This is a genomic window from Nitrobacter sp. MLSD-S21 (assembly GCF_058809865.1).
The window spans coordinates 171,845-194,262 of the sequence record NZ_JBXASZ010000002.1 but is presented as its reverse complement, the minus strand read 5'-3'; the positions used below and the strand labels follow the sequence as shown (position 1 = coordinate 194,262).

Annotated in this window: 15 protein-coding genes and 1 pseudogene; 6 read left to right on the top strand and 10 right to left on the bottom strand. The window is 57.9% G+C overall.

Annotation, left to right across the window (positions count from 1 at the left end):
* The first annotated feature begins 251 nt into the window (after nucleotides 1-251).
* Nucleotides 252-4,682 (top strand): NACHT domain-containing protein, encoded by a 4,431-nt coding sequence (locus AC1RT6_RS06710; RefSeq protein ID WP_472791306.1) that lies wholly within the window; start codon nucleotides 252-254, stop codon nucleotides 4,680-4,682.
* Nucleotides 4,683-4,898: 216 nt separating this feature from the next.
* On the opposite strand, the gene AC1RT6_RS06705 is transcribed toward AC1RT6_RS06710, so the two are convergent.
* The 6 genes from AC1RT6_RS06705 to AC1RT6_RS06680 form a co-directional block, all read right to left on the bottom strand.
* Nucleotides 4,899-6,425 carry a recombinase family protein gene (locus tag AC1RT6_RS06705; RefSeq protein ID WP_472791307.1) on the bottom strand — a complete coding sequence of 509 codons (1,527 nt, stop codon included), beginning with the start codon at nucleotides 6,423-6,425 and terminating at the stop codon, nucleotides 4,899-4,901.
* A complete protein-coding gene (locus AC1RT6_RS06700) occupies nucleotides 6,415-6,912 on the bottom strand; it encodes a DUF2924 domain-containing protein (RefSeq protein WP_472791308.1) in 498 nt (165 codons plus the stop codon). The genes AC1RT6_RS06705 and AC1RT6_RS06700 overlap by 11 nt, the downstream gene beginning before the upstream one ends.
* Nucleotides 6,909-7,250 (bottom strand): DUF3489 domain-containing protein, encoded by a 342-nt coding sequence (locus AC1RT6_RS06695; protein WP_472791309.1) that lies wholly within the window; start codon nucleotides 7,248-7,250, stop codon nucleotides 6,909-6,911. The genes AC1RT6_RS06700 and AC1RT6_RS06695 overlap by 4 nt, the downstream gene beginning before the upstream one ends.
* A gap of 566 nt (nucleotides 7,251-7,816) precedes the next feature.
* A complete protein-coding gene (gene terL / locus AC1RT6_RS06690) occupies nucleotides 7,817-8,980 on the bottom strand; it encodes a phage terminase large subunit (RefSeq protein WP_493029329.1) in 1,164 nt (387 codons plus the stop codon).
* A gap of 24 nt (nucleotides 8,981-9,004) precedes the next feature.
* Nucleotides 9,005-9,427, bottom strand: a complete 423-nt coding sequence (locus AC1RT6_RS06685) for a DUF5681 domain-containing protein (protein WP_493029328.1) — start codon at nucleotides 9,425-9,427, stop codon at nucleotides 9,005-9,007.
* A gap of 59 nt (nucleotides 9,428-9,486) precedes the next feature.
* Nucleotides 9,487-10,803 (bottom strand): site-specific DNA-methyltransferase, encoded by a 1,317-nt coding sequence (locus AC1RT6_RS06680; protein WP_472791312.1) that lies wholly within the window; start codon nucleotides 10,801-10,803, stop codon nucleotides 9,487-9,489.
* Nucleotides 10,804-10,993: 190 nt separating this feature from the next.
* On the opposite strand from AC1RT6_RS06680, the gene AC1RT6_RS06675 reads away from it, so the two are divergent.
* Both AC1RT6_RS06675 and AC1RT6_RS06670 read left to right on the top strand, forming a co-directional pair.
* Nucleotides 10,994-11,713, top strand: a complete 720-nt coding sequence (locus tag AC1RT6_RS06675) for a hypothetical protein (RefSeq protein ID WP_472791313.1) — start codon at nucleotides 10,994-10,996, stop codon at nucleotides 11,711-11,713.
* Between the two features lie 792 nt (nucleotides 11,714-12,505).
* Entirely contained in the window at nucleotides 12,506-13,093 is a 588-nt protein-coding gene (locus tag AC1RT6_RS06670) for a cupin domain-containing protein (RefSeq protein WP_472791314.1), read from the top strand.
* 12 nt (nucleotides 13,094-13,105) lie between these two features.
* Here AC1RT6_RS06670 and AC1RT6_RS06665 read toward each other — a convergent pair whose 3' ends face one another.
* On the bottom strand, nucleotides 13,106-15,211 hold the full coding sequence (locus tag AC1RT6_RS06665) for an ATP-dependent helicase (protein ID WP_493029477.1): 2,106 nt from the start codon (nucleotides 15,209-15,211) through the stop codon (nucleotides 13,106-13,108).
* A gap of 383 nt (nucleotides 15,212-15,594) precedes the next feature.
* Nucleotides 15,595-18,276: a DNA ligase D gene (ligD, locus tag AC1RT6_RS06660; RefSeq protein ID WP_472791315.1), complete on the bottom strand. Its 2,682-nt coding sequence runs from the start codon at nucleotides 18,274-18,276 to the stop codon at nucleotides 15,595-15,597.
* A gap of 75 nt (nucleotides 18,277-18,351) precedes the next feature.
* Here ligD and ku point away from each other — a divergent pair, with 75 nt between their 5' ends.
* Nucleotides 18,352-19,203 carry a non-homologous end joining protein Ku gene (ku, locus tag AC1RT6_RS06655; protein WP_472791316.1) on the top strand — a complete coding sequence of 284 codons (852 nt, stop codon included), beginning with the start codon at nucleotides 18,352-18,354 and terminating at the stop codon, nucleotides 19,201-19,203.
* Between the two features lie 11 nt (nucleotides 19,204-19,214).
* Nucleotides 19,215-20,243, top strand: coding sequence for an ATP-dependent DNA ligase (locus tag AC1RT6_RS06650; protein WP_493029476.1), 1,029 nt, complete (start codon nucleotides 19,215-19,217; stop codon nucleotides 20,241-20,243).
* Nucleotides 20,244-20,254: 11 nt separating this feature from the next.
* Here the strand turns inward: AC1RT6_RS06650 and AC1RT6_RS06645 are convergent, their stop codons facing one another.
* Nucleotides 20,255-20,698 (bottom strand): hypothetical protein, encoded by a 444-nt coding sequence (locus AC1RT6_RS06645; protein WP_472791318.1) that lies wholly within the window; start codon nucleotides 20,696-20,698, stop codon nucleotides 20,255-20,257.
* Between the two features lie 2 nt (nucleotides 20,699-20,700).
* Nucleotides 20,701-21,042 (bottom strand): annotated as a pseudogene (locus AC1RT6_RS06640) (DUF3147 family protein).
* An 844-nt stretch (nucleotides 21,043-21,886) separates the two neighbouring features.
* Between AC1RT6_RS06640 and AC1RT6_RS06635 the strand changes: the two are divergent.
* A complete protein-coding gene (locus AC1RT6_RS06635) occupies nucleotides 21,887-22,378 on the top strand; it encodes a ferritin-like domain-containing protein (protein ID WP_472791319.1) in 492 nt (163 codons plus the stop codon).
* The last annotated feature ends 40 nt before the right edge of the window (nucleotides 22,379-22,418 follow it).

The following is a 22,418-nucleotide window of genomic DNA, read 5'->3' as shown; positions in this document are numbered from 1 at the left end:
TTCTCACCTCGCGATTCATACGCGCTGCCGCTAGTCTCAATATTCCATTGGTAGCGCAGGAAAATGAGATTGATTTTGTCGTCGGTGAAGCACCGTAGTTCGGGGTATTGTGGCGCGTCGTAGCTATTCCAAAATTCGGGTAGGACGGCGTTGTAGCCAACGGCTCGCCTTTGTTGATAGCCCAATATCATTCAATGATGAACTTATACTTCGCCGATAGACGCTTTCCTTCGCGTTTTGGAGTTGCATTAATGCCACCGCCGCTGGAGACCGCCGAGCCATCTGAGAGTCGCTCGCCACAGCGCGACGATTTTCCAGCCAAAGTACGAACCTTACTGGCGCAGCGTGTCGGCTGGCTTTGCTCAAATCCTGATTGTCAGCGCTCGACCATTGGCCCCCGCATGGGCGAGCCTGGCGCTAACAATGTTGGGGTAGCTGCGCATATCAAGGCGGCATCTCCTGGCTTTGCGCGATGGGATGCGACCCAGACCAAGGAAGAGCGGAAGTCCTTCCACAATGGGATTTGGCTTTGCCAAACCCACGCTCACCAAATCGACTACGACGAGCAGCATTTCACGGTCGCCCTTCTGGAAAAGTGGAAGGCAGAGGCGGAGGGGCGCGCCTTTGAGCAGCTGGCAAGCGGCGAAGGGCCTGCTCGGATCGAAAGAATCTCCCAAGACCTTCGGGCCGAGCTCGCATCACTGCGGAGCGATCTTGGTCTCCCGCAGGATGACGATCTCGATTGGGTTAAGGCGCGGGCTCTCGTATCCGCCACGAACCATCTTCAATCGTTTGAAGGCCTCGACGGATGGCCACAGCACATAGTGCCGCTCGTCTTTCAGAACCGCGCCAAAGCAACGGGTCCAACCTACAACGTTGACCGGCTCGCGGAGGCGTTTCAAAGCTCTGGCGAGCTTGCGTTGATTGCTCCCCCCGGTACCGGCAAGACGACGGCCATGGTCGGTATCGCGCGCTCCCTACTAACGGCCGCGGGACCCATCCCCCTGATCGTACCGCTGCAGGAGTGGGCGGAGAGTAATCTCGACTTTTTGGGCTGGCTCGCCAACAGGCAATGGTTCGCCGGCCTAACCGCAAACCATCTGCGCTTCCTCGCAAATCACGGCGAAGCCTCATTGGTACTCGACGGATGGAACGAAATTCCATCGGATGCACGTCGTCGCGCGATGACCGAGATCAACGGCCTTCGGCGCGATTTGCCGTTGCTATCGATCGCGCTCAGCACGCGGCCGCAGGTGCTTGATGTGCCACTTGACGGGCCCCGTGTGGGAGTTCTGCCACTAAACCGCGCGCAGCAGCGTGAGTTAGCCCAGGCTGTGAGTGGGGAAAATGGTCTCTCCACTCTCGATCGCGCGCGAGCTAACAGGGGATTGCGCGATCTAATGGCAACCCCTCTCTACCTTGCAACGCTTTTGAGGACCGCGACCGATGGTCGCCTACCGGAAACGAGAGAGGAAATTTTACGGTCGTTTGTGAGCACCCATGAAGCAGATCACATCCGTGCAGAAGTACTGCGCCGCGAGCTGTCCGACCAACACGCCTCATATCTTGTGGCACTGGCGGTTGACGCCCATACTTCAGGCAACACGGCCATCAGTTCGACGACTGCGACAATTGCGGTCGGCCGCACCAATGCTGAACTTATCGCGACCTATCAGGTCCAGACTCCCCCAAACCCCGCCCATGTCCTCGATGTGCTCGTGAATACACACGCCCTCCAAACTGACTCTGGGTGCACATACGAGTTTCAACATCATCAGTTTCAGGAGTGGTACGCCTCAAAGGCGATTGAGCGCGACCTCCTCGCTCACGGTGATGCGCCGTTCGCCCTGACCGATCCGTTCGTCACCGGGCGCGTCAACGGCCGACGGTGGGAGGAAGCCATCCTCTTCGCATGCGAGCGAATGTCGAGAGAAAATGCGAGCGCGATCGTTGCGCATGTTGTTCTCGTGGCGCTTGAGCTTGATCCGATGTTGGCCGCAGCGATCATTCGGCGCAGCGCGGAAGCCGTGTGGAACGTCTCCGCTTCGGTGCTCGCTTGGGCTCGCCGGTGGCACGTGCCGCCAAATGCAGATCGCGCAATCACGTTTATGATCGAGACGGGTCGACCCGAATTCGCTGATCTTGTTTGGCCCGTCGTGACGAACGTGAACAGCCAGGTGCGTCTCACGGCTTTACGCGGTGGCGGGCGCTTTGACATGGCTATCTTGGGGCACCACCTCGACCGTGATTTTTCGGGATTAACGGAGGAAGTTCGCGAGAGTTTGATTTCGGAACTGATCCATTCGGGCGGCATCGAAGAGGAAGAGAAGGCGGCGGCGCTTGCCGGGCGTGACCCAAGTGCAGAAGTGCGCATCCGTGCGATCGAGTCCCTCTTGTTCGAGGGCTCCATCGAGGCCGCGGAGACCCTACTGCGATCGTCCTGGAACGATACGGCCGATGCGATCGCGCGCCGAGGATACACCGATGAATTGAATGATCCCGATCTGATCCAACGTATTGAGGGATTGCGACGGTCGGCATTTGACCAAGAGGCCGATCCGCTTCGAAAAGCCAGTATGGCACTCAACTATCTCCCAATGGATCAGCAGGGCGAGGTAATTGAGCGCTTACTCAGCGATCCCGCGACTGACCTCCGAGCCGACCAAGGCCGCATGATCACTGAAATTGCTCGCCGCCATCCCGATGTTGTCGACCGGGCACTTAGAATCCGTGTAGAGCAGGGCTTAGAACTCCCATGGCAGTTCGAAGAGGACTACCTGATCTATGGGCGGACAGTAGATGATGGACCTGTCCATGCCCTCGTAACGCGCGAGGACCTGAATTCCGATGCAAGTCGAAACGCAGCTACGCTTGCTGGGCCAAAGCTCGTCAAGACGCTGTGTGACCGTTATCTAGCCACCTATCGCGCCTTTCGCGCCACCGGTGTCCGGACTGAGGCGGCGTACGCCCCCGTCAAGCACGTCGCAGATGTCATCGGTCGTGTTCAGCGCGAAGTACTGTTGTCCGTCGTCGCGACCTATGCCGGAAGCGAAGACGCAGAAGATATCAGAGGGTTGGCAAACCTCTTGTCTTCCCAGCAAGACCGCCGCCGCCCCGATCCTGTGAGCCAAGTTATTCTCGATGCTCTCGCTGAGTGCCTCGACACGTGGGCGCAGCGACTGCTTTCAGCAGCAACCCCTGACCGCAATGCATTGGGTGAACTAGCCGGTACTATGAAGCGCTTCCCGCATCCCTCGCACGTGCCGGTTCTTCGTCACATGCTCAGCGCCGATCTTGCGCTGTACCAGGCAGATGTTGTGCGGCGCAGGGCTGAACCCAACAATCAGGCACTACGTCAGCGCATGCAGATGAGCTACGCCTGGAGCTATCGCGACGCGCTGAGCTTGGTTGGAACTCCAGAAGCGGAGGCGGTTCTCTCCTCCTTCTTGTTGGACGATCGATTTGGCCCAGACGCGGCTATAGGGCTTGTGCGCCTCGCGGTACCTAGTACCTCGACCGGCCCATTTACAAGCCGCAATTACCGCGAGCGAGCGAACACCAATCGCCTTCGCCGAGCAGCGGATCCGGCAGCGACCTCGCCGGCAGGCCAGACCATTTTCGAGGCTGTTCGCACAGTATTCGGCCAAGGGCGAAATCCCGAAAATTCGCGGAGGGCAGCTTCGATTGCCGCGCTGGGGGTTCTTATCCCACACGGAGAGCAGAGCGACCTCCTAGAGGGTCTTCTTCATGCCGATCTCGGCACGCGCACTCGCCAGAACCTTCTGACCAACATGGGGGAAGGTGGCTACGTTCTTCGCGCCGACGATATCAACGCCGGTTTGCCTGAGTTGCTAGACCTCGCGGCGACCGAGCCATGGCAGCTCGGAAACGACCACTACGTGCTCCGCCAGTGGCTCGCATTGTATGCCCTGTCAGACCGTCCACGCGACCTGTTGTCCGCCATCGCGAGCCTGCCCAACCCAGTGAGATTTCCGGTTTGGAGTGTCCGTGATCTGCTGCCCACCCTGAAATCGATCGCTCCGGCCGACCTCTCGGCCATTTTGATCGGGCTAGTGCAACGCATGCCTGAGCTGCGAGTCCAGCACGAGTTTTATGACGCGACCTTGATGCTGCCGGTGCAGGAGATATTTTCCGTCCTCGAGGCCACAGCGGGTCCCCGGGGGGCCGCCGATCTCAATGGTGCGGCCTGGGACTACACCGACAAAATCGCCCCCCAGCTTTCTGAGACGGACATCGAATGGCTTAAGCAACGATTTGCCGATGCCTCAAGCCCGACGCGGCGCCTCCAAGCTCAAATCCTCGCGGCGCGCGGAACCGAGGAGATTTTCCTGTTCCTTGCCGCCGACCCTCTCGGTCGTGACGTAGTTCTACGAAGCCACGCGATGCGGATGAGCAACTTTGCGACAACGGTTGTTAGCGAGAACACGTCCGATGCAGGCTTTGTAACCCGTGAGGTTCAGCCCGCCGATTGTTCGACGTTGAGGCGGGCACTCTTCCATATGACCATTGGTCAGGACGCTGCGCAAGCAACGTTTGGTAAGGAGTGTCTCACCCATCTTGATAGCCTGCGTGACGAAGATGGCACCGTCGAGACCGAGCCACGCCACCCCGATATTTCTGCCGGCCAGCCGTGGCCACTTGTACCCCCCACAGCTGCCTGAGCATCGGCTTACGCCCAGGATCGTTTTCGCATTCAGCCGAGGCTTTCCCGGCAGAGGCTTTCTAAGCTTTCGCTGCTCCGGAGATGCCTCGCCTGCCTCCGCTTTTGGCGCAAAGATGCCAATTGCCCTGCCTCGCTCATGTCCGCTTCTGGGCCGCAGCCGCTACTAGGATCAATGACCGAGATGCGGGCGCAAAGCAGTCATTCAGGCCATTAGTCACAGCCTATTTTTTATCGCTTTCCGCTGCCTCGCCCACGATAGTGGCAACGTTTTAGGGATCGCCACCAGGGTCGGCATGTTTCCAGTCTCGCCTGTAAGCGCCGCTTCTGTAATTGACGGCGCCAGGAACGCGAGACGCAGTTGCTGTCGGATGATTTTGGGATGAAGCTTGACGTCTTTAGCGAGCGCCTCGATTGAGTCGTAGCGCCCAGACTTAAGGTCGTTGAGCCAGGCGTGGGCGCGGACAATTGCGTGGAGAAGCTTGGTATCGGATTTACCCTGGCCCGTGGGCTCGATGACTGTAGCGGCGTTGGTTTTCGCCAGTCTCCAGGGAATCTCGATGGGCCGTCCGGTGTATGCCGGCTTCATGGTAATCCGGATGTGTTTGGCGTTGATGACCGCGCGGTCGATGCCGTCGAAGATGTCGATTGGCGCGGTATGGGCAAGGTTGAGCTGCTTCCGAATGGCCTGCTCGATCAGTTGTTCGATCTCGATTGCCGGCACGCGTTTGACCGATCCGGCGAGATGCCTTCGACCGCGCAGGGCCGTGCTGATGTAGAAGCGGTATCGGACGCCGTTTTTCCTGCTGAAGCTCGGCCCCATCCGATTGCCGCGGTCGTCGAACAGTTTGCCTGTCAGGGGCGCGTCGTTGGCGGACTGGCCTTTCGGTCGATTGACGGTGTTCGATTTGAGCTGGTCCTGGACCCGATTGAAGGTGCTTTGATCCAGGATCGGCGGATGCTCGCCCTTGAACCATTTGCCGCCGTGATGGATTTCGCCGAGGTAGATCCGGTTCTTCAGGAGATAGGCGAGGGGGCCATAGGTGAAGGGGATACCGCCCTGGTATTTCTTGATCTCGGTGTTGCGGCGCTTGGTGACGATCTTTCGCTTGTCGAGTTCGGGGATCAATTTGTTGAGTGACCCTGTCTGCAGATAGAGCTTGAAGATGGCCCGAACGGTTTGTGCTTCGATCTTGTTGATAACGAGCTTCCTGTCCTTGATCTCATAACCGAGCGGCACCGTGCCCCCGGTCCATTTGCCCTTCTTGCGGGAGGCGGCGATCTTGTCCTTGACCCGCTCGGAGGCAAGCTCCCGCTCGAATTGGGCAAAAGACAACAGCACATTCAGGGTCAGGCGACCCATGGAGGTCGTGGTATTGAACTGCTGGGTCACCGCGACAAACGAGATCGAACGGGCGTCAAAAGTTTCGACCAGCTTGGCAAAATCGGCCAATGACCGGGTCAGGCGGTCGATCTTGTAGACCACGACCACGTCGACTTTGCCGGCCTCGATATCGGCAAGGAGGCGTTTCAAGGCAGGGCGCTCGAGATTGCCACCGGAATAGGCCGGATCGTCATAGCGGGTGGGAACTGCCCGCCAGCCCTGCGAGGCCTGACTCTTTATATAAGCCTCGCAGGCCTCCCGCTGGGCGTCGAGCGAGTTGAACTCCTGCTCAAGCCCATGCTCGGTGGATTTGCGGGTGTAGATGGCGCAGCGCAGGACGCCTCTTCGGTCACTGGCCATTCGACATATCCTCCGAACCCGATGGCGCCGTCGACGTCCGCAATCCAAAGAAGCGCGGACCATTCCATCGGGTGCCCGCAATCTTCGTGGCGATCTCGGACAGGCTGGCATAGGTCTCGCCTTCAAAAGCAAAACCATCCGCCACGACTTTCACCCGGTAGGTCGTGCCCTGCCAGGTTCGCACCAGCTCCGAGCCGGCCTTAATCCTGCGGGGCAGTTCCAGCTTGCCGTTCGGTTTGCTTCTCGCCGCCTTGACCAACTGCCGCAACAATCGAGCGATTTCCCCGGACAGCCCGCCATAGGCGCGCTCCTGAATCCGCTGTGCGATTGAGCGTCGGAATAGGTCCGGACCGAAAGCCTTGGGCGGATCGGCCCGAAACAGCTCGCGATATCGCATTCTCAAGTTCGCAATTGGCATCAATAGGAGCTTCGCCAGTTCGGCTTCGACAATCCGATCGCTACCGACACGACGTACCGGCCGGATCATGACGAGGCCCGAGTCTTGATGCGATAGGTTCGATCACGGCCGTCCTTCCGCGACTCGACCTTGAGTTTGAGCTTCTTCTTGACAACGCCGGACAGAAAGCCGCGCACCGAGTGCGGCTGCCAACCGGTGGCCTCGGTGATCTCTGGGATCGCGGCGCCCTTCGCGCGTTGCAGCAGTGCAAGTACCGCTTCCTGTTTTGATGCAAACGGGAAGGAGCGATTTCGGCCAGCGGCAGATGCCTTCGCCGATGGAGCTTTCGAACCAGCTTTGCGCTTCCGTGGATTGGTGTGACTCGAACGAGCCTTGGTCGCGTTCGGCTTTGGTTCGCTGATGGACATTTTGAGCTCCTCTGTGTCATCGGCACCATTAAGCGATGTGCCACGGACACAAGCCCCGCTATTTGCGGGGCGCAGAGGAAGCGCGGGCAGGCCCCAATCCTAAATCCGATCTATCTGCTCTTGCCTCATGCGGCTGCGCTGCGACGCTTCGTCATCGCTCCGGCCAACCTCATCAATCATTTGCTCGATAATCTGGGAGACGCTCAAGGTAATCTGCCAATGGCGGCGTCACAGGCCTCGGCCAATCGGCGATCCGCGTCGCCATTGCCGGGCGCGAATGATGTTCCTAACAAAGAACTTGATTGCTGGATCTATTGGAGCCCTCCTCGAGTTTTCCTTAAGAGTCGACCTACTACCGCTCTGCGGCCATGGGAAGTCGAGCGGAAGCTGGATAATCTTATGGCGAAGATCTTCAGCCTTGGATCACGATGTGATCGAAGATCCGAGGGCAAGCGCCCAGCGGCTGTTTCGATGAGGTGTCGCAACGCCTGGTGGGCGAAGGGGACCATAGGATCAGGATTATCCTATGGTCTGCGACGCAGCGGTCGGCATTGCGCCTGGGTTTATTACCCGACCCAGGAAAGCGACTCATCATATCCGTAATTATCGAACGCGAGCGCCTGCGTTAAGCTGTCGACCCGATCATGGTGCTTTCCTTGCGGAAACGTCAGCAGTTCTGCCTCGAATTCAGCTAGGAAGGGTGCGTGCTTGGGGAAGTAAACGCGGCCGGCTTCAAACTTGGCCGCTTGGACATACAGGCGCGTTTCCTTGTCACGATGGACAGGGATTGATTGAACACGGAACTGGCCTGCCTCGCGGAGCTCCTGAGCGAGCGCGATGCCGGCAGACGCATCCTCGATGAGAATCACCGTCGGATTATATCTTTCTGCGCAGGCGAGCGCCGTCTGGCGAAGCTTTGGATAATTGAAACGGCCTCGCGCCTCATCCAATAGATAGTAATTGTCCCGATCATGCAGAAAAGTTGTGCACACCGACCAGCTGTTTTGCGCGCCTTCCTTACCCGCGCAATCCCAGCTCTGGATAATCCGTGCGCTACTCGAGCGTTCGGGTGGAGTGTCGTAATAACGAAGCCATCGCCGTTGGATCATTGCCCCGCCCGGCGGAACCGGGGCCTGTTGCTCCTGCGCATTGAAGGCCTCCGTCCCCATTTCCCGACGTAGTTTCTCCAAAGTGGCCAACGATTCATAACTTTCGTGCAGCGCTTTACCCGCGCGGCGGTGGTGGAATTTTGAATCACCGATTTGAATGCGCTCGTCGACTTCAGCGATGGCCGGAAGACTGAGAACAGTCCATCGATCGGAGGTCTCGGTGAGATAACCGGTCAGGTCGCCAAGATGGACGCGCTGCATCACAACAATGATGGCGCTCTTCTCCTTATTATCCAGGCGAGATATCAGCGTATTGGAGAACCACTGGTTCATTTGATCTCGTAAAGGCTGAGATTGGGCCTCCACAGGCTTCTGAGGGTCATCAATAATAAACAGGTCGCCTCCTAAGCCGGTGAGGGCGCCTCCGACCGAGCTGGTTTTACGAAAGCCATGTTTGGAGGTGTAGATGTGGGAGTCAGCCGTCCGCGACACGATCATTTGCGGGAACGCTCTGCGAAACCAGTCCGACATTATGATGGCCCGACAGTCGGCCGCATGCTTTGCGGCCAATTCTGCGCCATAGCTCAGGCAAATGATCCGCCGCCTTGGATCGCGGCCCAAGATAAAAGCTTGAAGATTTCAATATCATTCACCGCTTTGCCCTCCGTTTGTATTCTTCCCTCCGTTTGCTGCGAGGAAATCCTTCAGGAAATCATCCATGACGGCCTTGTCGTCCGCGCTGAGTTCTGGTGCATCTTGGCCGATTGCAGTTGTCGCTGCATAGCGACCCAATAAGAATGCAGCGCTCTTCGTGTTGCCTTTGAGAGAGTCTTCAGCGAAGCGGTGCAGGATTGCCTCTAGAACGGTAATCTTGCGCCTACCCTGTGCCTCCCTTATCGCAACCTTGCGTTGGAGAACTTCATCGAGCATCTTCGCTTCGCTTTTTCGTCCCTTCGGTCGGCCTTTTGGGTTGCCACTCTGACCAGGTTTGAACTGGTGCTCGGGCGGCGGCCGGCCGTAGCCGACCTCAGGATTCTTGGGCTTGCGCAGTATGCGCTCGCGTATCACTGACCGACGCTTTTTGGTCAGAGACGCCGGCCGTTTAGAACTGTCGTCGCCGCGCTTACTCATATGCCACCTCCATCGGTGGATCGTTCAGCCTCCATCTCGTGAAATGTTAAGCCACTGGCTTCGAGGATTGCGTCCCGCCCGGTAAATTGCTGCCAGCGGCGGATCGCGACGTCGACATAGAGCGGATCGATCTCGATGCCGAACGCGCGTCGGCCAACCCGTTCAGCAGCAAGAATTGTCGTTCCCGACCCCATGAAAGGATCGAGGACGATGTCGCCGCGACGCGAACAATCCTTGATCGCATCCACCACCATTGCGACCGGCTTGACGGTTGGATGGACCGATAAATCGTCCATCCGTCCGGCGCGGAAGGTGTTGACGCCGGCATAGGTCCACACGTTGGAACGATTGCGACCGTGACGACCCAATTCAATGTTGTTCTGGTGTGGAGCATCACCGTTCTTGAAGACAAGAATGAGCTCATGTTGCGAGCGATAGAAGCTGCCTTGTCCGGCGTTTGTCTTGCACCAGACTACGACATTCTTCAGCTCACTGTAGATCGCTTGCCCCGCCGTTAGCGCTTCGGTGAGATGACGCCAATCGATGAACACGAAATGAATTGAGCCAGGCTTGGAAAACTCGGAGCACAGCTCCATCCATTTTCGCTGGAAAGTCACAAACTGTTCCGGTGAGAGCTCGCCAGAAGCATGGGCAAATTCTCGGTGCTTCGTCTTTCCTCGGCCGACAATCTTGGCTATCGAATCGTTATAGGGTTGATCGGGTATCGCCACGGAAGCCAAACAACCCTTCATGAGCGCTCGGTATGCCTTGCGACTACAGGCATCCGCGCAAATGAGGCGGTGGTCGCCGAGTAGCCAAATGTCGCCTTTGCGCGAGACGGCTTCTTTGGCTAACGGGAGAGCATCATCGGCTGGGTCGCATTCGCCGTCGACCAGATCGACGAGCAAAGGCTCGATCTCCGCCGTTGAAAACCCGGTTATTTCGATATCCAGATTGATCTCAGGAAGAAGATCGGAGAGCTCGCCGAGCTCCTTGGCGAGGATTTTGCGATCCCAGCCTGCATTGGCGGCGATCTTGTTATCTGCCAACATCAAGGCGCGCTTTTCGGTATCGCTCAAGTGCAGGAGCGTAATGACTGGCGCCTTCTTGAGTCCAATCTTTTGCGCGGCCAGCCAACGGCCGGCGCCGCAAAGGATATTGCCGTGCTCGTCTACAAGAATCGGATAGGTCCATCCGAAACGGCGGATAGCGGCCGCGATCTGCTCGACTTGCTTGTTTGAGTGCACGCGCGCATTGCGGCGGCTGGGATGAAGCTTAGCGAGATCTACTTCAAGAATTTGATGCAAAGACATTTGAGCTCCACTCGGTTCGAATGAAGCTCTCTATATTCACCATCTTCGAGACGATTGCATCAAGTGTGATTCAAGTGCAATTGTGACGAAAACTCGTTTAATCCCCAGTCACGGTCCCGTGTCTGTCGCCCGCAGTCTGAAAAAGCAGTCAGACACGGTACCAGTTTCCATCGATCAGTAGGAGGCTAAGATGTCCAGCATACACATTGTCCCCGAACCTGCTGTTGGAAGACCCCGGACCATTGCGCACGCGCTTGATCTGCTCAGAGCATATGTGGTCGCAGAATGCGATACCGTCATTTCTGTCGGTCCGCCTCTACCAATAGCTAAGCGGACTCAGTCATTCTGTCTGAATTTGAAGATTGAGGAACATGATATTACTCACGCCGTGTTGCTGCCCGCCTGCAGTAAAGTGCAGGCCATCCGCGAAGGAAGTTCAACGGTCGGGACTTTCCAGGTTGAGGATTTTGATGGAGCACTCGTCAATTCAAACGGAGTGGCCGTTCTCAAAAATGGCATGAGAGTTCGTGGAATAGAGCCTGTACCCACCCCCTTGCCGAAAAAATTCAGCGAAGTGGATCAACAAGTTCGAACTGTTCTCATTGAAATGATCAAAGGAGAGCGCAAAGTTTTCAAGTCTTTGCGCAAAGGCGTTCCTAAGTCTGATCGGAAAGGCGTTCCGAATTTTCAATTCCTCGACTTCAGTGCTCTTTACAAGCGCTTGGCTCGTCCATCTATTGGAATCCCTTCTCTGAAAGAGATCCAAACCGCTTATTCAATCAAGTATGAGAATGAGCGAGCGCCAACGCTTTCCAAAATTTCTGAGACTCTCAAAAATTTAGGAATATACACAACCGGTAAAAGAAATCCGAAATCGTATAGTCTCTGCAAGGCGGCAACGGTTTCTTAGGGGAATAGTATCTTTCCACTCCGAAGATAAGCTGGGATCAAACATCACATCTTGCCGAGCCGAAGAACGTGAGGCTCGCCATCAAGCGAGGAACGCAACACTCGATCGGTCAAGTCGGACACCGGGACCGACGCGCACTGGTTGGAAATTCGCTGAGAACCCGCGGCTTAATGAATTCTTGTCACCGCGCTCAGCCTCTTGCCATCCGACCCGGCCATATTGAGACATCAAACGTATTGGCCCACGCTCATCGCAACCAAGCCTCCAAGTTCTGAGAAGAGTTGGACACTGAATCCGAACTCTGCCGGTAACGCCTAAAATGATAATGCACGAAATTGATTCGCTAGATAGGCGTTATGGAACGAAGATGCCGAGTCGTGCATCACCTTAATGTTTGCAGGTCGCGATTGATCGGCATCCATTATTCCACACCGCGTAAGGCCAGTTCGCCAGGATCAGTGCAGCGTTGGTCAGCCGCGACCACCTCTCACCACCCCGGTCCCCGGAAACGGCAGCGAGGCTTGCTTAGCATCGTGTAACGTGAAGGCTTCCATTTGCGGAGTGCGCCACGATCGTCAAGTCGCAGCTGTTCGTGTATTCCGCGAAATTGATATAGAACGCCGCACCCGCGAAAACGCTGCGAGACAGTCTGAACTGGCCACGTAAAATTGGGCCTCCTCGACGGAAATATATGGCTGTCGGCAGTTTCTCCAGGAAGACGTGTCGTCTCAAAAATAGGTGGTCATCGCCGGCCCGCGCAACTCTTCGTCGTTTTGCGCGTTGAGCAACAGCATGGACATCATCGAACCCGTCAAGCGGTTGGCCGAAAGGACGACCGGCATCGGCATCCCGAGCCGGGAGGAGGCGCTCGCCTGCGTGCGGAACGTCCATCCCTTGCACATGAAGTTCCGCGACGACGGCTATATCCCAAACAACCCTAAGTTTCCGATGCTTTACTACCGGAAAGTCCTTCGGTTCGGGCGCAAGCACGATCCCGGCGGTGTCCTGGAGAGGGTGTTCGACGTCAACGGCTGGGGCGAGGCCTGGCGCAACGGGGTTTATGATTACGTCCACTATCACTCGATGATCCACGAGGTGCTTGGGATCGCTCGCGGCTCCGCCACACTGCAGCTTGGCGGCAACAAGGGCAAGACAGTGAAGGTTGGCGCCGGCGATGTCATCGTCGTTCCGGCCGGTGTTGGCCATGAATGTTTGAAAGCGAGTGCAACGTTCCTGGTGGTCGGCGCCTATCCGCCGACCGGCACTTACAATGAATGCCGCGGCAGCTTTCAGGAGCGCAACCAGGCGATCAAGGCCATCGGCCGGGTGGCTGTGCCGAAGCAGCATCCACTCTATGGAAGCCACCATCCGCTCTGGTAGGCGGCTTCGTCTCTAGCTGCGTCCCCACATGCCCCGCATCCGCGCCTTCATGTCGATCGGCGCGCGCGTCGATCGCGTTGCAGCAGAATCTGTTTGCGGTCGCGGCCAGTAACGGCTCTGGAAATGCTTTGTCATCGCGTTCGGGATGAAGCGCGTGCGCTGCGCATAGACGTGCCGGTCGCCGAGGCGGCGCTGGCCGTGCGTGAAGAACCGCTGCGGAACCATCAGATGAAGCTGATCCTTGGCGCGGGTCATCGCCACATAGAGCAGCCGCCGCTCTTCTTCAATCTCCGGCGTCGAGCCGACGCCGAGGTCGGATGGAATGCAGCCGTCCACGACGTTGAGGACGAACACCGAGGACCATTCCTGACCTTTGGCGGAGTGAATGGTCGAGAGGATCAGATAGTCCTCATCCAGCAGCGGCGGACCGGCCTGGTCGCTGGTGGCGTCAGGCGGGTCGAGCGTCAGCTCTGTCAGGAAGCGTTCACGGGTTGGATAGCTCGCTGCGATCTGCGCAAGCTGGGTCAGATCGGCCTGCCGTTGTAACGCGTCCTCGTAGCGTTGCTCCATGAACGGCAGATACCAGCGGCAGGCGAGATCGACCTCGGAGGGCCATCCGGCCACGCCGAGATGCAGCGTGCTCATCGTCTCGACGAAACCCTTCCAGTGCGCGACCGCCGCAGCCGGGGGGCGGAAACCCTCCATGCCCGACACTGCGCTTCCGCTCTCGGCGATGCCATCGAGAAGTTTCGCAGCCGTGCTTGGTCCGATGCCGGGCAGAAGCTGCGCCACCCGAAACCCGGCGACGCGGTCACGCAGATTATGCGCCCAGCGCAACACGGCGAGCACGTCCTTGATATGCGCCGCCTCGAGGAACTTAAGGCCGCCGAATTTCACGAATGGGATGTTGCGGCGCGTGAGTTCGACTTCGAGTGTCGCGCTGTGGCTCGACGTGCGGAACAGGACTGCCTGCGACTTGAGTCGTTGACCGGCTTCACGATTGGCGAGGATGGCTTCGACGATGTAACCGGCCTGTGCGTGGTCATCAGCGACGTTGACGAGCCCTGGCAGGTCGGACGATGCGCGATCGGACCAGAGGTTCTTGGTGAATCGTTCAGAGGCGAGATCAATCACGGCGTTGGCGGCTTCGAGGATCGGCGGGGTCGAGCGATAGTTCTGGTCGAGCGTGATTAGCTCGGCCTTCGGCGTGAAGTGACCGGGGAAATCGAGAATATTGCGCACCGTCGCTGCACGAAATGAATAGATCGACTGGGCGTCGTCTCCGACGACCGTAAGGCCGCGGCCGGTCGGCTTGAAATTGAGCAGAATCGACGCTTGGAGCTTGTTCGTGTCCTGGTATTCGTCGATCAGCACGTGGTCAAAGCGGTCGGAGAGATCGTCGGCCAGCGCGGGCGCCATCATCATCTGCGCCCAGTAGAGCAGCAGATCATCGTAATCGAGCACGTTCTGATTTTGCTTGGCCGCGACATAGGCCCCGAACAGCCTTTGCAGCTCGGCCTCCCATTCGGCGCACCAAGGAAAGACGCTGCCGAGAACCTCACCAAGCGGCTGTTCCGCGTTCACGGCACGCGAATAGATCGCCAGACACGTATCCTTCATAGGGAAGCGCTTCTCCATTTTCGAGAAGCCGAGATCGTGTCGCACCAGATTCATCAAGTCGGCGGAGTCTTCCCGGTCATGGATCGTGAAGGCCGCGTCCAGCCCAATGTCTGACGCGTATTCGCGCAACAACCGCGCGCCCATCGCGTGAAACGTTCCCGACCAGGCCAACGCATCAGCCATCGCGCCGGCGTTCAGCCCAAGCGCTTTCGTCATGATCCGCTCGACCCGGCGCTGCATCTCGACTGCGGCGCGCCGCGAGAAAGTCAGCAGCATGATCCGGCGCGGATCAGCGCCTGAAACAACCAGGTGCGCCACGCGATGCGCCAGCGTGTTGGTCTTGCCGGAGCCGGCACCGGCAATGATCAGGAGGGGCGGGGCCTCATTTAGGTCAATGCATCCATGCTCGACCGCGCGCCGTTGCTGCGGATTCAGCCCAGCCAGATAACCGGTATCCCCGGCGTCATGTTGGCAACTTGTGTTGACCTGCTGCAACATTTCCACTTGCCCCGAATCTCGAGGCTACAGTACAAATCATGAACTGGCGTTTAAGTCGACCCCGTCTGCTACACGAACCGTGGTTGCCGAGAACTGCCTCGGCTTGTCGCAATCGCCAGGTGCCTTGGATGCCGGTTTCGGCAGCGATCCCGGAGCACTCTGCTTTGGAAATTGTCTTCAAGAGTCGTCTCATCGTTGGGGTAATCGACGAGATCGATCGCGGGGGTCTTTGCATTCACGGGATTGAGTTTGGCAAAATTTGAAAGCGGAGTGCCTGGGAGGCTCCTATGCCGCGAAGAACCGCTCCGGCTATTCGTCTCCGAGAGTGGTACTGGCGCCCCAAGGACGGTTCGACAGGCGCTCGTTGCTTAAACGAGGAAGCATCAAGCTGCCAGCTTTGTCGATAGTCTTGCCAGTCTAGCAATCGCTTCCGAAAGCGGGCGTTCACCTTCGCAGTAATCGACCCAGGCCTTCGACTTCTTGAGAAGCTGGGGCACGGTACCGATGGTGTATTGCATGGGGTCAAGGCCGTGTTTGACTTGAACCCACGTGATCGGCATCGACACCGGTGCATGCGCGCGCGCCCTGGGAGAGAGAGGTGCCACCGCGGTTGAGAACTGATCGTTCCTCAAATAGTCGAGAAATATCTTTCCCACTCTTTTCGACTTACTCATGTTGATGAGATATCGGTCCGGACTTTCGCGAGCCATCCGGCTGCAAACGTCGCGGGCGAACTGCTTCGCTGTGGCCCAGTCCAGCTGTTGTCCTCTTTTCGGGCGCGCGAGCGGGGTAACGACGTGCAGGCCTTTGCCACCGGTGGTCTTGCAGAACGAGACGAGGCCAAGCTCGGACAGGCGGTCGCGCATTTCCTTTGCGGCGTCGATCACGACCCCGAAGTCCACGTCCGGCGCGGGATCAAGATCGAAGACTAACCGTCCGGGAAGGGTAGGGTCGCCGGGCTGGTTGTTCCAAGGATGCAGCTCGACACCCGCACTCTGCGCTACGGCGGCCAAACCCTCGATACGATCGATCTGCACATAGGGCTTTCGATCGCCGGAGACCGTGACCTCCTCAAGTAGGCTGGAGCCGCCCTTCATCGAATGGCGCTGAAAGAAGCGTTGTCCACCGATACCGTCCGGAGCCCTGATGATCGAGCAGGGACGACCCTTGAGATGCTCCATCATCCAGGCGCCGACGCTCTCGTAATACAAAGCGAGGTCGATCTTGGTGACCGGACCTTGCCCCTCATCGGGCCACAGGACCTTATCCGGCCGGCTCAAAGGCACACCCATGACGATGCCGCCATGAGCTGCGGAGGGGCGGCTGATAGCGGGTTTGGACCGCTGCGTCGGTACAGGCCTTGCGACGCCGGTGCTGTCAGCTGGCGCCGGCGTCTCGGCCTCAACCTCCTTTGCAGGCTTGTCTTGGCGGAGACCCTTGAAGGCCGCTTGCCGGATCATGCCCGCGCCGGTGAATCCCGCGAACTCGATTTCCGCGACCAATTCGGGCTTCAACCAACGCATTTCCTTCTTTTTGCGAGGCGCATTCTTGCCCCCGAACGGGTTTGTCTGCGAAGCGGCGGCCTTGAGCTTTGGCATCAGGTTCGCGACTTTCTCGGCCCCGTAGCCGGTCCCGACGTTACCCACGTAGACGAGGTGATCACCCCGATACACGCCGGCCATCAGGGATTTGAATTGGTTGCCGTTACTGTTCCAGCCGCCGATGACGACTTCGTGCCCTCCGCGACATTTGGCTTTGGACCAGGAGTTGGTTCGCCCGGATACATAACGGGCGGCAGCTTGCTTCGAAACGATACCCTCGAGCGACATTCGGCAAGCCGACCTAAGCACGGCCTCTCCACCGTTTTTGAAATGCTCGACGTATCGAATTTCGACCTGATCGTGCCCGTAGTTCTTCTCGATAATTGTCTTCAACTTCAGTTTGCGGTCGGCGAGACTCTGCGGGCGGAGGTCATCGCCCTTTAAGAACAAGAGATCGAAGACGAAAAAGACGAGGTCGTCGCTCTTTCCATCCGACAAGGCGACCTGCAAGCCCGCGAAATCAGGCGAGCCTCTATGGTCGAGCGCAACGATTTCCCCATCCACGATGCAATCGGGTAATTGCTCCGCGGCTCTCGCAATTGCGCCGAACTTTGGCGTCCAATCTAGGCCCTTGCGGGTCTTCAAGGACACCTCGCCCCTCTCGACCCGCATCTGAATGCGGTAGCCGTCGAACTTGATCTCGTGGATCCACTCGCTACCGGTCGGGGGACGCTCGACCGAAGAGCATAACTGAGGCGCGATGAAAGTTGGCATGCTGCGGTCAGCATTCCCCTTGCCCTTCGTTCCAATTTTCTTGTTCCGAGAGGTGTCGGGACCTGACCTCTTTCGGGGCTTTGATGCTTGAGCCGAAGCGCGGTTCGATTTCCATTCGGCCTTTGCCGGCGCTCTTGATCTCATGGCCGCAACAAAAGGCTTTGGACGTTTGCCTGTGCCAGTCGCGATTTGCGCCATCGACCGGCTCGAGGCCACCGACGTATCCTGTTGCAAGATATTATTTTTCGTCCCTTCCCGAGCAAATTCATCTCGATGTTTGATTAGGAGCCAATTGGTCCGCTTCTCTCCCTCTCGCTTCCGCATCCGAGTCAGGATCCAGCCGCCGTGAAGTTTTGCACCCGTCAGGGTAAAGTCCAACTTGCCTTTCTCGTATGCCCGCTTCGGGTCGTCGCATTCCCAGTAGCCACGATCCCAAACCATGACTGTGCCGCCGCCGTATTGGCCTTTCGGGATGGTGCCTTCGAAGTCGCCGTAATCGAGGGGATGATCCTCGACCTCAACAGCGAGCCGCTTGTCGTGCGGATCCAGCGAAGGCCCTTTGGTGACCGCCCACGATTTGAAGACGCCATCGAGTTCGAGCCTCAGATCGTAATGGAGATGCGATGCTGCGTGCTTCTGAATAACGAAGCGAAGCCCATTTGAAGGCTTGACCGTGGCGCTTCCGCTCGGTTCGGCCGTCTTCGAAAAATCGCGCTTGGCGCGGTATTTTGCCAGCAGCTTTTTGGCCATAGGCACCTCGCTCCAATCTCCACGGAACTGAAAGTTACCGGCTCGGTTAAAGTTCCGCCTATCACGGAGGATCAAATGGCGCCTCGTGCCTATTGGAAGGGCTCGCTCAAGCTCTCGCTCGTGACTTGTCCGATCGCGCTCTTTCCGGCTTCGACCCAGGCGGAAAGAACTCACTTCCACCAGATCAACCTCCAGTCGGGCCATCGGCTCAGACAGCAGATGGTCGACGAACAGACCGGTAGGGTCGTTGACCCGGAACATAAGGGCAGAGGCTACGAACTCTCGAAGGGCAAGTACGTCGCGATCGAGGAGGAAGAGCTCGAGGCTTTGAGACTCGACAGCACTCATACCATCGAGATCGACGATTTCGTACCCGTTGATGAGATTGACGAGCGGTATCTCGACAAGCCGTACTACATCGTTCCGAACGGCAAGGCAGGAGTCGATGCGTTTGTCGTCATTCGCGACGCGATGAAGAGAAAGGACAAGGTTGCGCTGGCGCGCGTTGTGCTTGCCAACAGGGAGCATGTCATTGCGTTGAAGCCCCTGGGCAAGGGATTGTTGGGAACCACCCTTCGCTATCCCTACGAGTTGAGGGACGAGGATGACTATTTCAACGACATTCCGAGCCCCCGTATATCCAAGGACATGGTCGAACTTGCTTCTCATATCCTCGACAAGAAGGCCTCGAAATTCGATCCGCACAAATTCAAGGACAAGTACGAGGCTGCGCTGAAGGCCTTGGTCAAGCGCAAGGCTGCCGGCAAGACGATTGAAGTGCCGGAAGAGAAAGAGCCGGAAAGCAACGTCATCAACCTGATGGATGCGCTGAAACAGAGTTTGAGCGGTAAGAAAGCCAGGCCGGCTCCGGTCAAAGCCAAGAAGCGGACATCGGCGCGCCGCAGCCGCAAGCGAAAAGCCGCGTGAGGACGAGCCGCATTCCTGTTGAAGCGATGGAAGCGCGTTCCGTCGATATGATTCCCACAGGCACACAGTGGCAGTACGAGCCCAAATGGGACGGATTTCGTTGCCTGTTGTCGCGGGACGGCGACACTGTGGCCATGTATTCGAAGTCAGGGCAGGATTTAAGTCGCTACTTTCCGGAAGTGGTCGCCGCGGCACTTTCCTTGCGCGAGAAGCGCTTCGTGCTCGACGGTGAGATCGTCGTCCCCGATGGGAGGGGCTTCTCTTTCGACGCTCTTTTGCAGCGCATTCATCCAGCTGCCAGCCGCGTAAAGAAGCTTTCGCAGCAAACGCCGGCATTGTTTCTGGCGTTCGATCTTTTAAAGAAAGGCAAGACTGAGCTCACCGATGACCTCCTATCGGCGCGACGTTCGCGACTGGAAGGCTTCGCGGACAGTCATTTCTCGAACGACAAGCTCTTTCGCCTTTCGCCGGCCAGCCTGAAACTGAAGGACGCCGAACGCTGGCTTGCGGCGGCAGGAGGCGGAAGCGACGGCGTCATCGCGAAGCGGCTAGATCTTCCATACCAAGCCGGCAATCGCGACGGTATGCAGAAGATAAAGTGCTATCGTAGTGCTGATTGTGTGATCGGCGGGTTTCGATACGGAGAAAACCTCCAAGGTGGTCGAAAGGTCGTTGGATCTTTACTGCTCGGATTGTACGATGACGGGGGCCTGCTCCACCACGTGGGATTTTCGTCTGGCATCAAAGCAAAGGATAAGCCCGCGCTTACCGACAAGCTCGAGGCCGTCGCAACTGATCGGAGTTTTACGGGAAATGCCCCAGGTGGCCCGAGCCGATGGTCCACAAAGCGTTCGTCGGAATGGCAGCCCCTGAAACCGAAATATGTGGTTGAAATCTCCTATGATCACTTCACCGGCGGACGCTTTCGGCACGGCACGTCAATCCTGAGATGGCGGCCGGACAAGAAGCCGCGTCAATGTACCTTCGAACAGCTCGACCAAAAGATCGACCGTCGGCTGATGGCCATCATTATCCCATAGCTCACCCCGGATCATGAACAGAGCCGCCGCACCAAAGATTTCAATCCCCATCTCGCGTACCATAAGCTGACCGCGGTCAGGATCCACAAAATCCCCGAACAGAGAAACGCGGCCACCGCGCCATAAGGCGAGACGGCTAGAAAAACCATGGCAAAGGCCACCATCGCCACACTGCCGAGCGCAGCGCCTGCGGCGTCCAGTGCAGCGGCTTTCCGGCCCCGGCACTCTCCGCGGCCTCCCGCGTTCCGCTTGCGACGAATTTCATGTCGCTCGATCAACGTTGCGCTGGCGCAGAATATCACCGGAAGTGCTAGGAAGAGGCCTCCAATTGAGGCGCCAAACGCGGAGCTGATAAGTCCGGTGAGCACAGTGGCGACTCCGCCCAACGCGAAGCGGATGAGATATTCGTACCACCGTCCATCGGAAAGCGATGATGTCGAGAGCTGGATCTGCATCACTATCCCCGAATAACCACATGTAATCCAAGGGCAACGATCAGCCAGAGCGGAAGCAAGGCCAGTGTTGCTCTCAGGGCACCGGCGCAGGTACGCATCAAGATCTGGCAAACAGCGATGCTGTAGCAGAGCTAGGCGATGCCTCCGAAAACCATTGAGGTTTCCTGAACGCCGGCATACAGGGAGCCGTGTTGAGCCCAGGCGATGCCAAGCGTGGCAAGCGCGACGGATGGAGCGGCGCCGAATAGTCCCGCAAAGCTCTTGGGTCGAACAACGTCTCCGATGATGGCGAACAGCGAGACTAAGAGGCCGCCAACGATAAAGCGCACCATATATTCGGTCATCGCTTCCGCCCCCGCGAAAGAACACGACGGAAGTATGCATCCGGTAGCCGGTGAAGCGACGAGCCGCGCGCTCCAGAACGGCGCCGATCGTGAAACCGACGACAACGTCAGAGAGCCAATGAGCAAGAAATCGCGACCCTCGTCGCGGACAGCCCTACGGCAACGCCCCAGATCGGTAGCTTGTAACGTGGGGGAAGCACTGAGGCGACCGAAGCGAGCGCCCATATGAACCGCATGGCCCGACGGAAGTGCGTCGAGGCCGTCTCCGGACAATGGGATGCCCTGGAGATGACCTCTTAATGTCTTTCGATCAGGACGAACTTGATCGAAGACAAGCTTCAATCCGTGCGGGAGTGCGGCACTCGCCGCCGCGACCAGGAGCAAGTGGCTGCTCGCCGGGCGAAGTGGCGATCGGCTGATCGTCAGGGCGATCCATGCCGCCGCCGCACAGCCCAGTATTAGATGTTCGTCCGCGCCCCAGGTCAAAACCCCAGCAACTTCTTCCGGCACCGGTTTCGCCTTTCGACGCGATCTCGTTCGCAAGGTCTTCGTCGACCGATGTGGGTTTCACGCGAAAGAAAACCATCACGCCAATCCACTCGTAATCAAAGAATACCCGCCAATTCGCCGTCGCACAAATTAGTTCCGGCCAAGGCCCTCGTTCCGGGAACATCGGCCTCAACGTGGAAGAGGAGAGCCGGCTGGCTCAACCAAACTGTTCGTAGTGGTCGGTAATGGAACGTTCCTCGACCGCCGGCATTGAAGCGTCCGAGGACGTGCGCAACTGTCATCCTCCGGCTCCCCATTCCGCCGTTCCATTTGAGGCGCATAGCGAGTTTTCAAAATGAGCAAGATCGAGGAGAACTTCATGGCGTGGCTTCATAACGCTCACGCGATGGAGGAGCAGGCCGTAACTATGTTGACGAGCTTGGCAAGCCGGACTCGCGACTATCCCGAAGTCAAGACTCGTGTCGAGAGCCATCTGGCTGAAACGCGCAGGCAGATTGAAGCGCTGGAGGAGTGCATCAAGCGCCGCGGCGGTGAGACTTCAACCTTGAAGGACGTGGCCGCGAAGATTGTCGCTTTAGGCCAAGGCATAAGCGGAATGTTCGTAGAGGACGATATCGTCAAAGGGGCTATGGCAAGCTACACGTTCGAACACATGGAGGCGGCGGCCTACCGCGCCTTGATCGCTGCTGCCGAAGCCGTCGGCGACACGCAAACCAAAGCTGTTTGCGAGCGTATCTTGCAGGAAGAGCTTGCGATGGCGTCCGATTTGGAGCGCCAACTGCCGATCTTGACGCGCGAATATCTCAACCGATTGAGCGCCTATTAGACAGGCAGATTGTCGGAGCCTTAACTTCTCACAAAGGAGA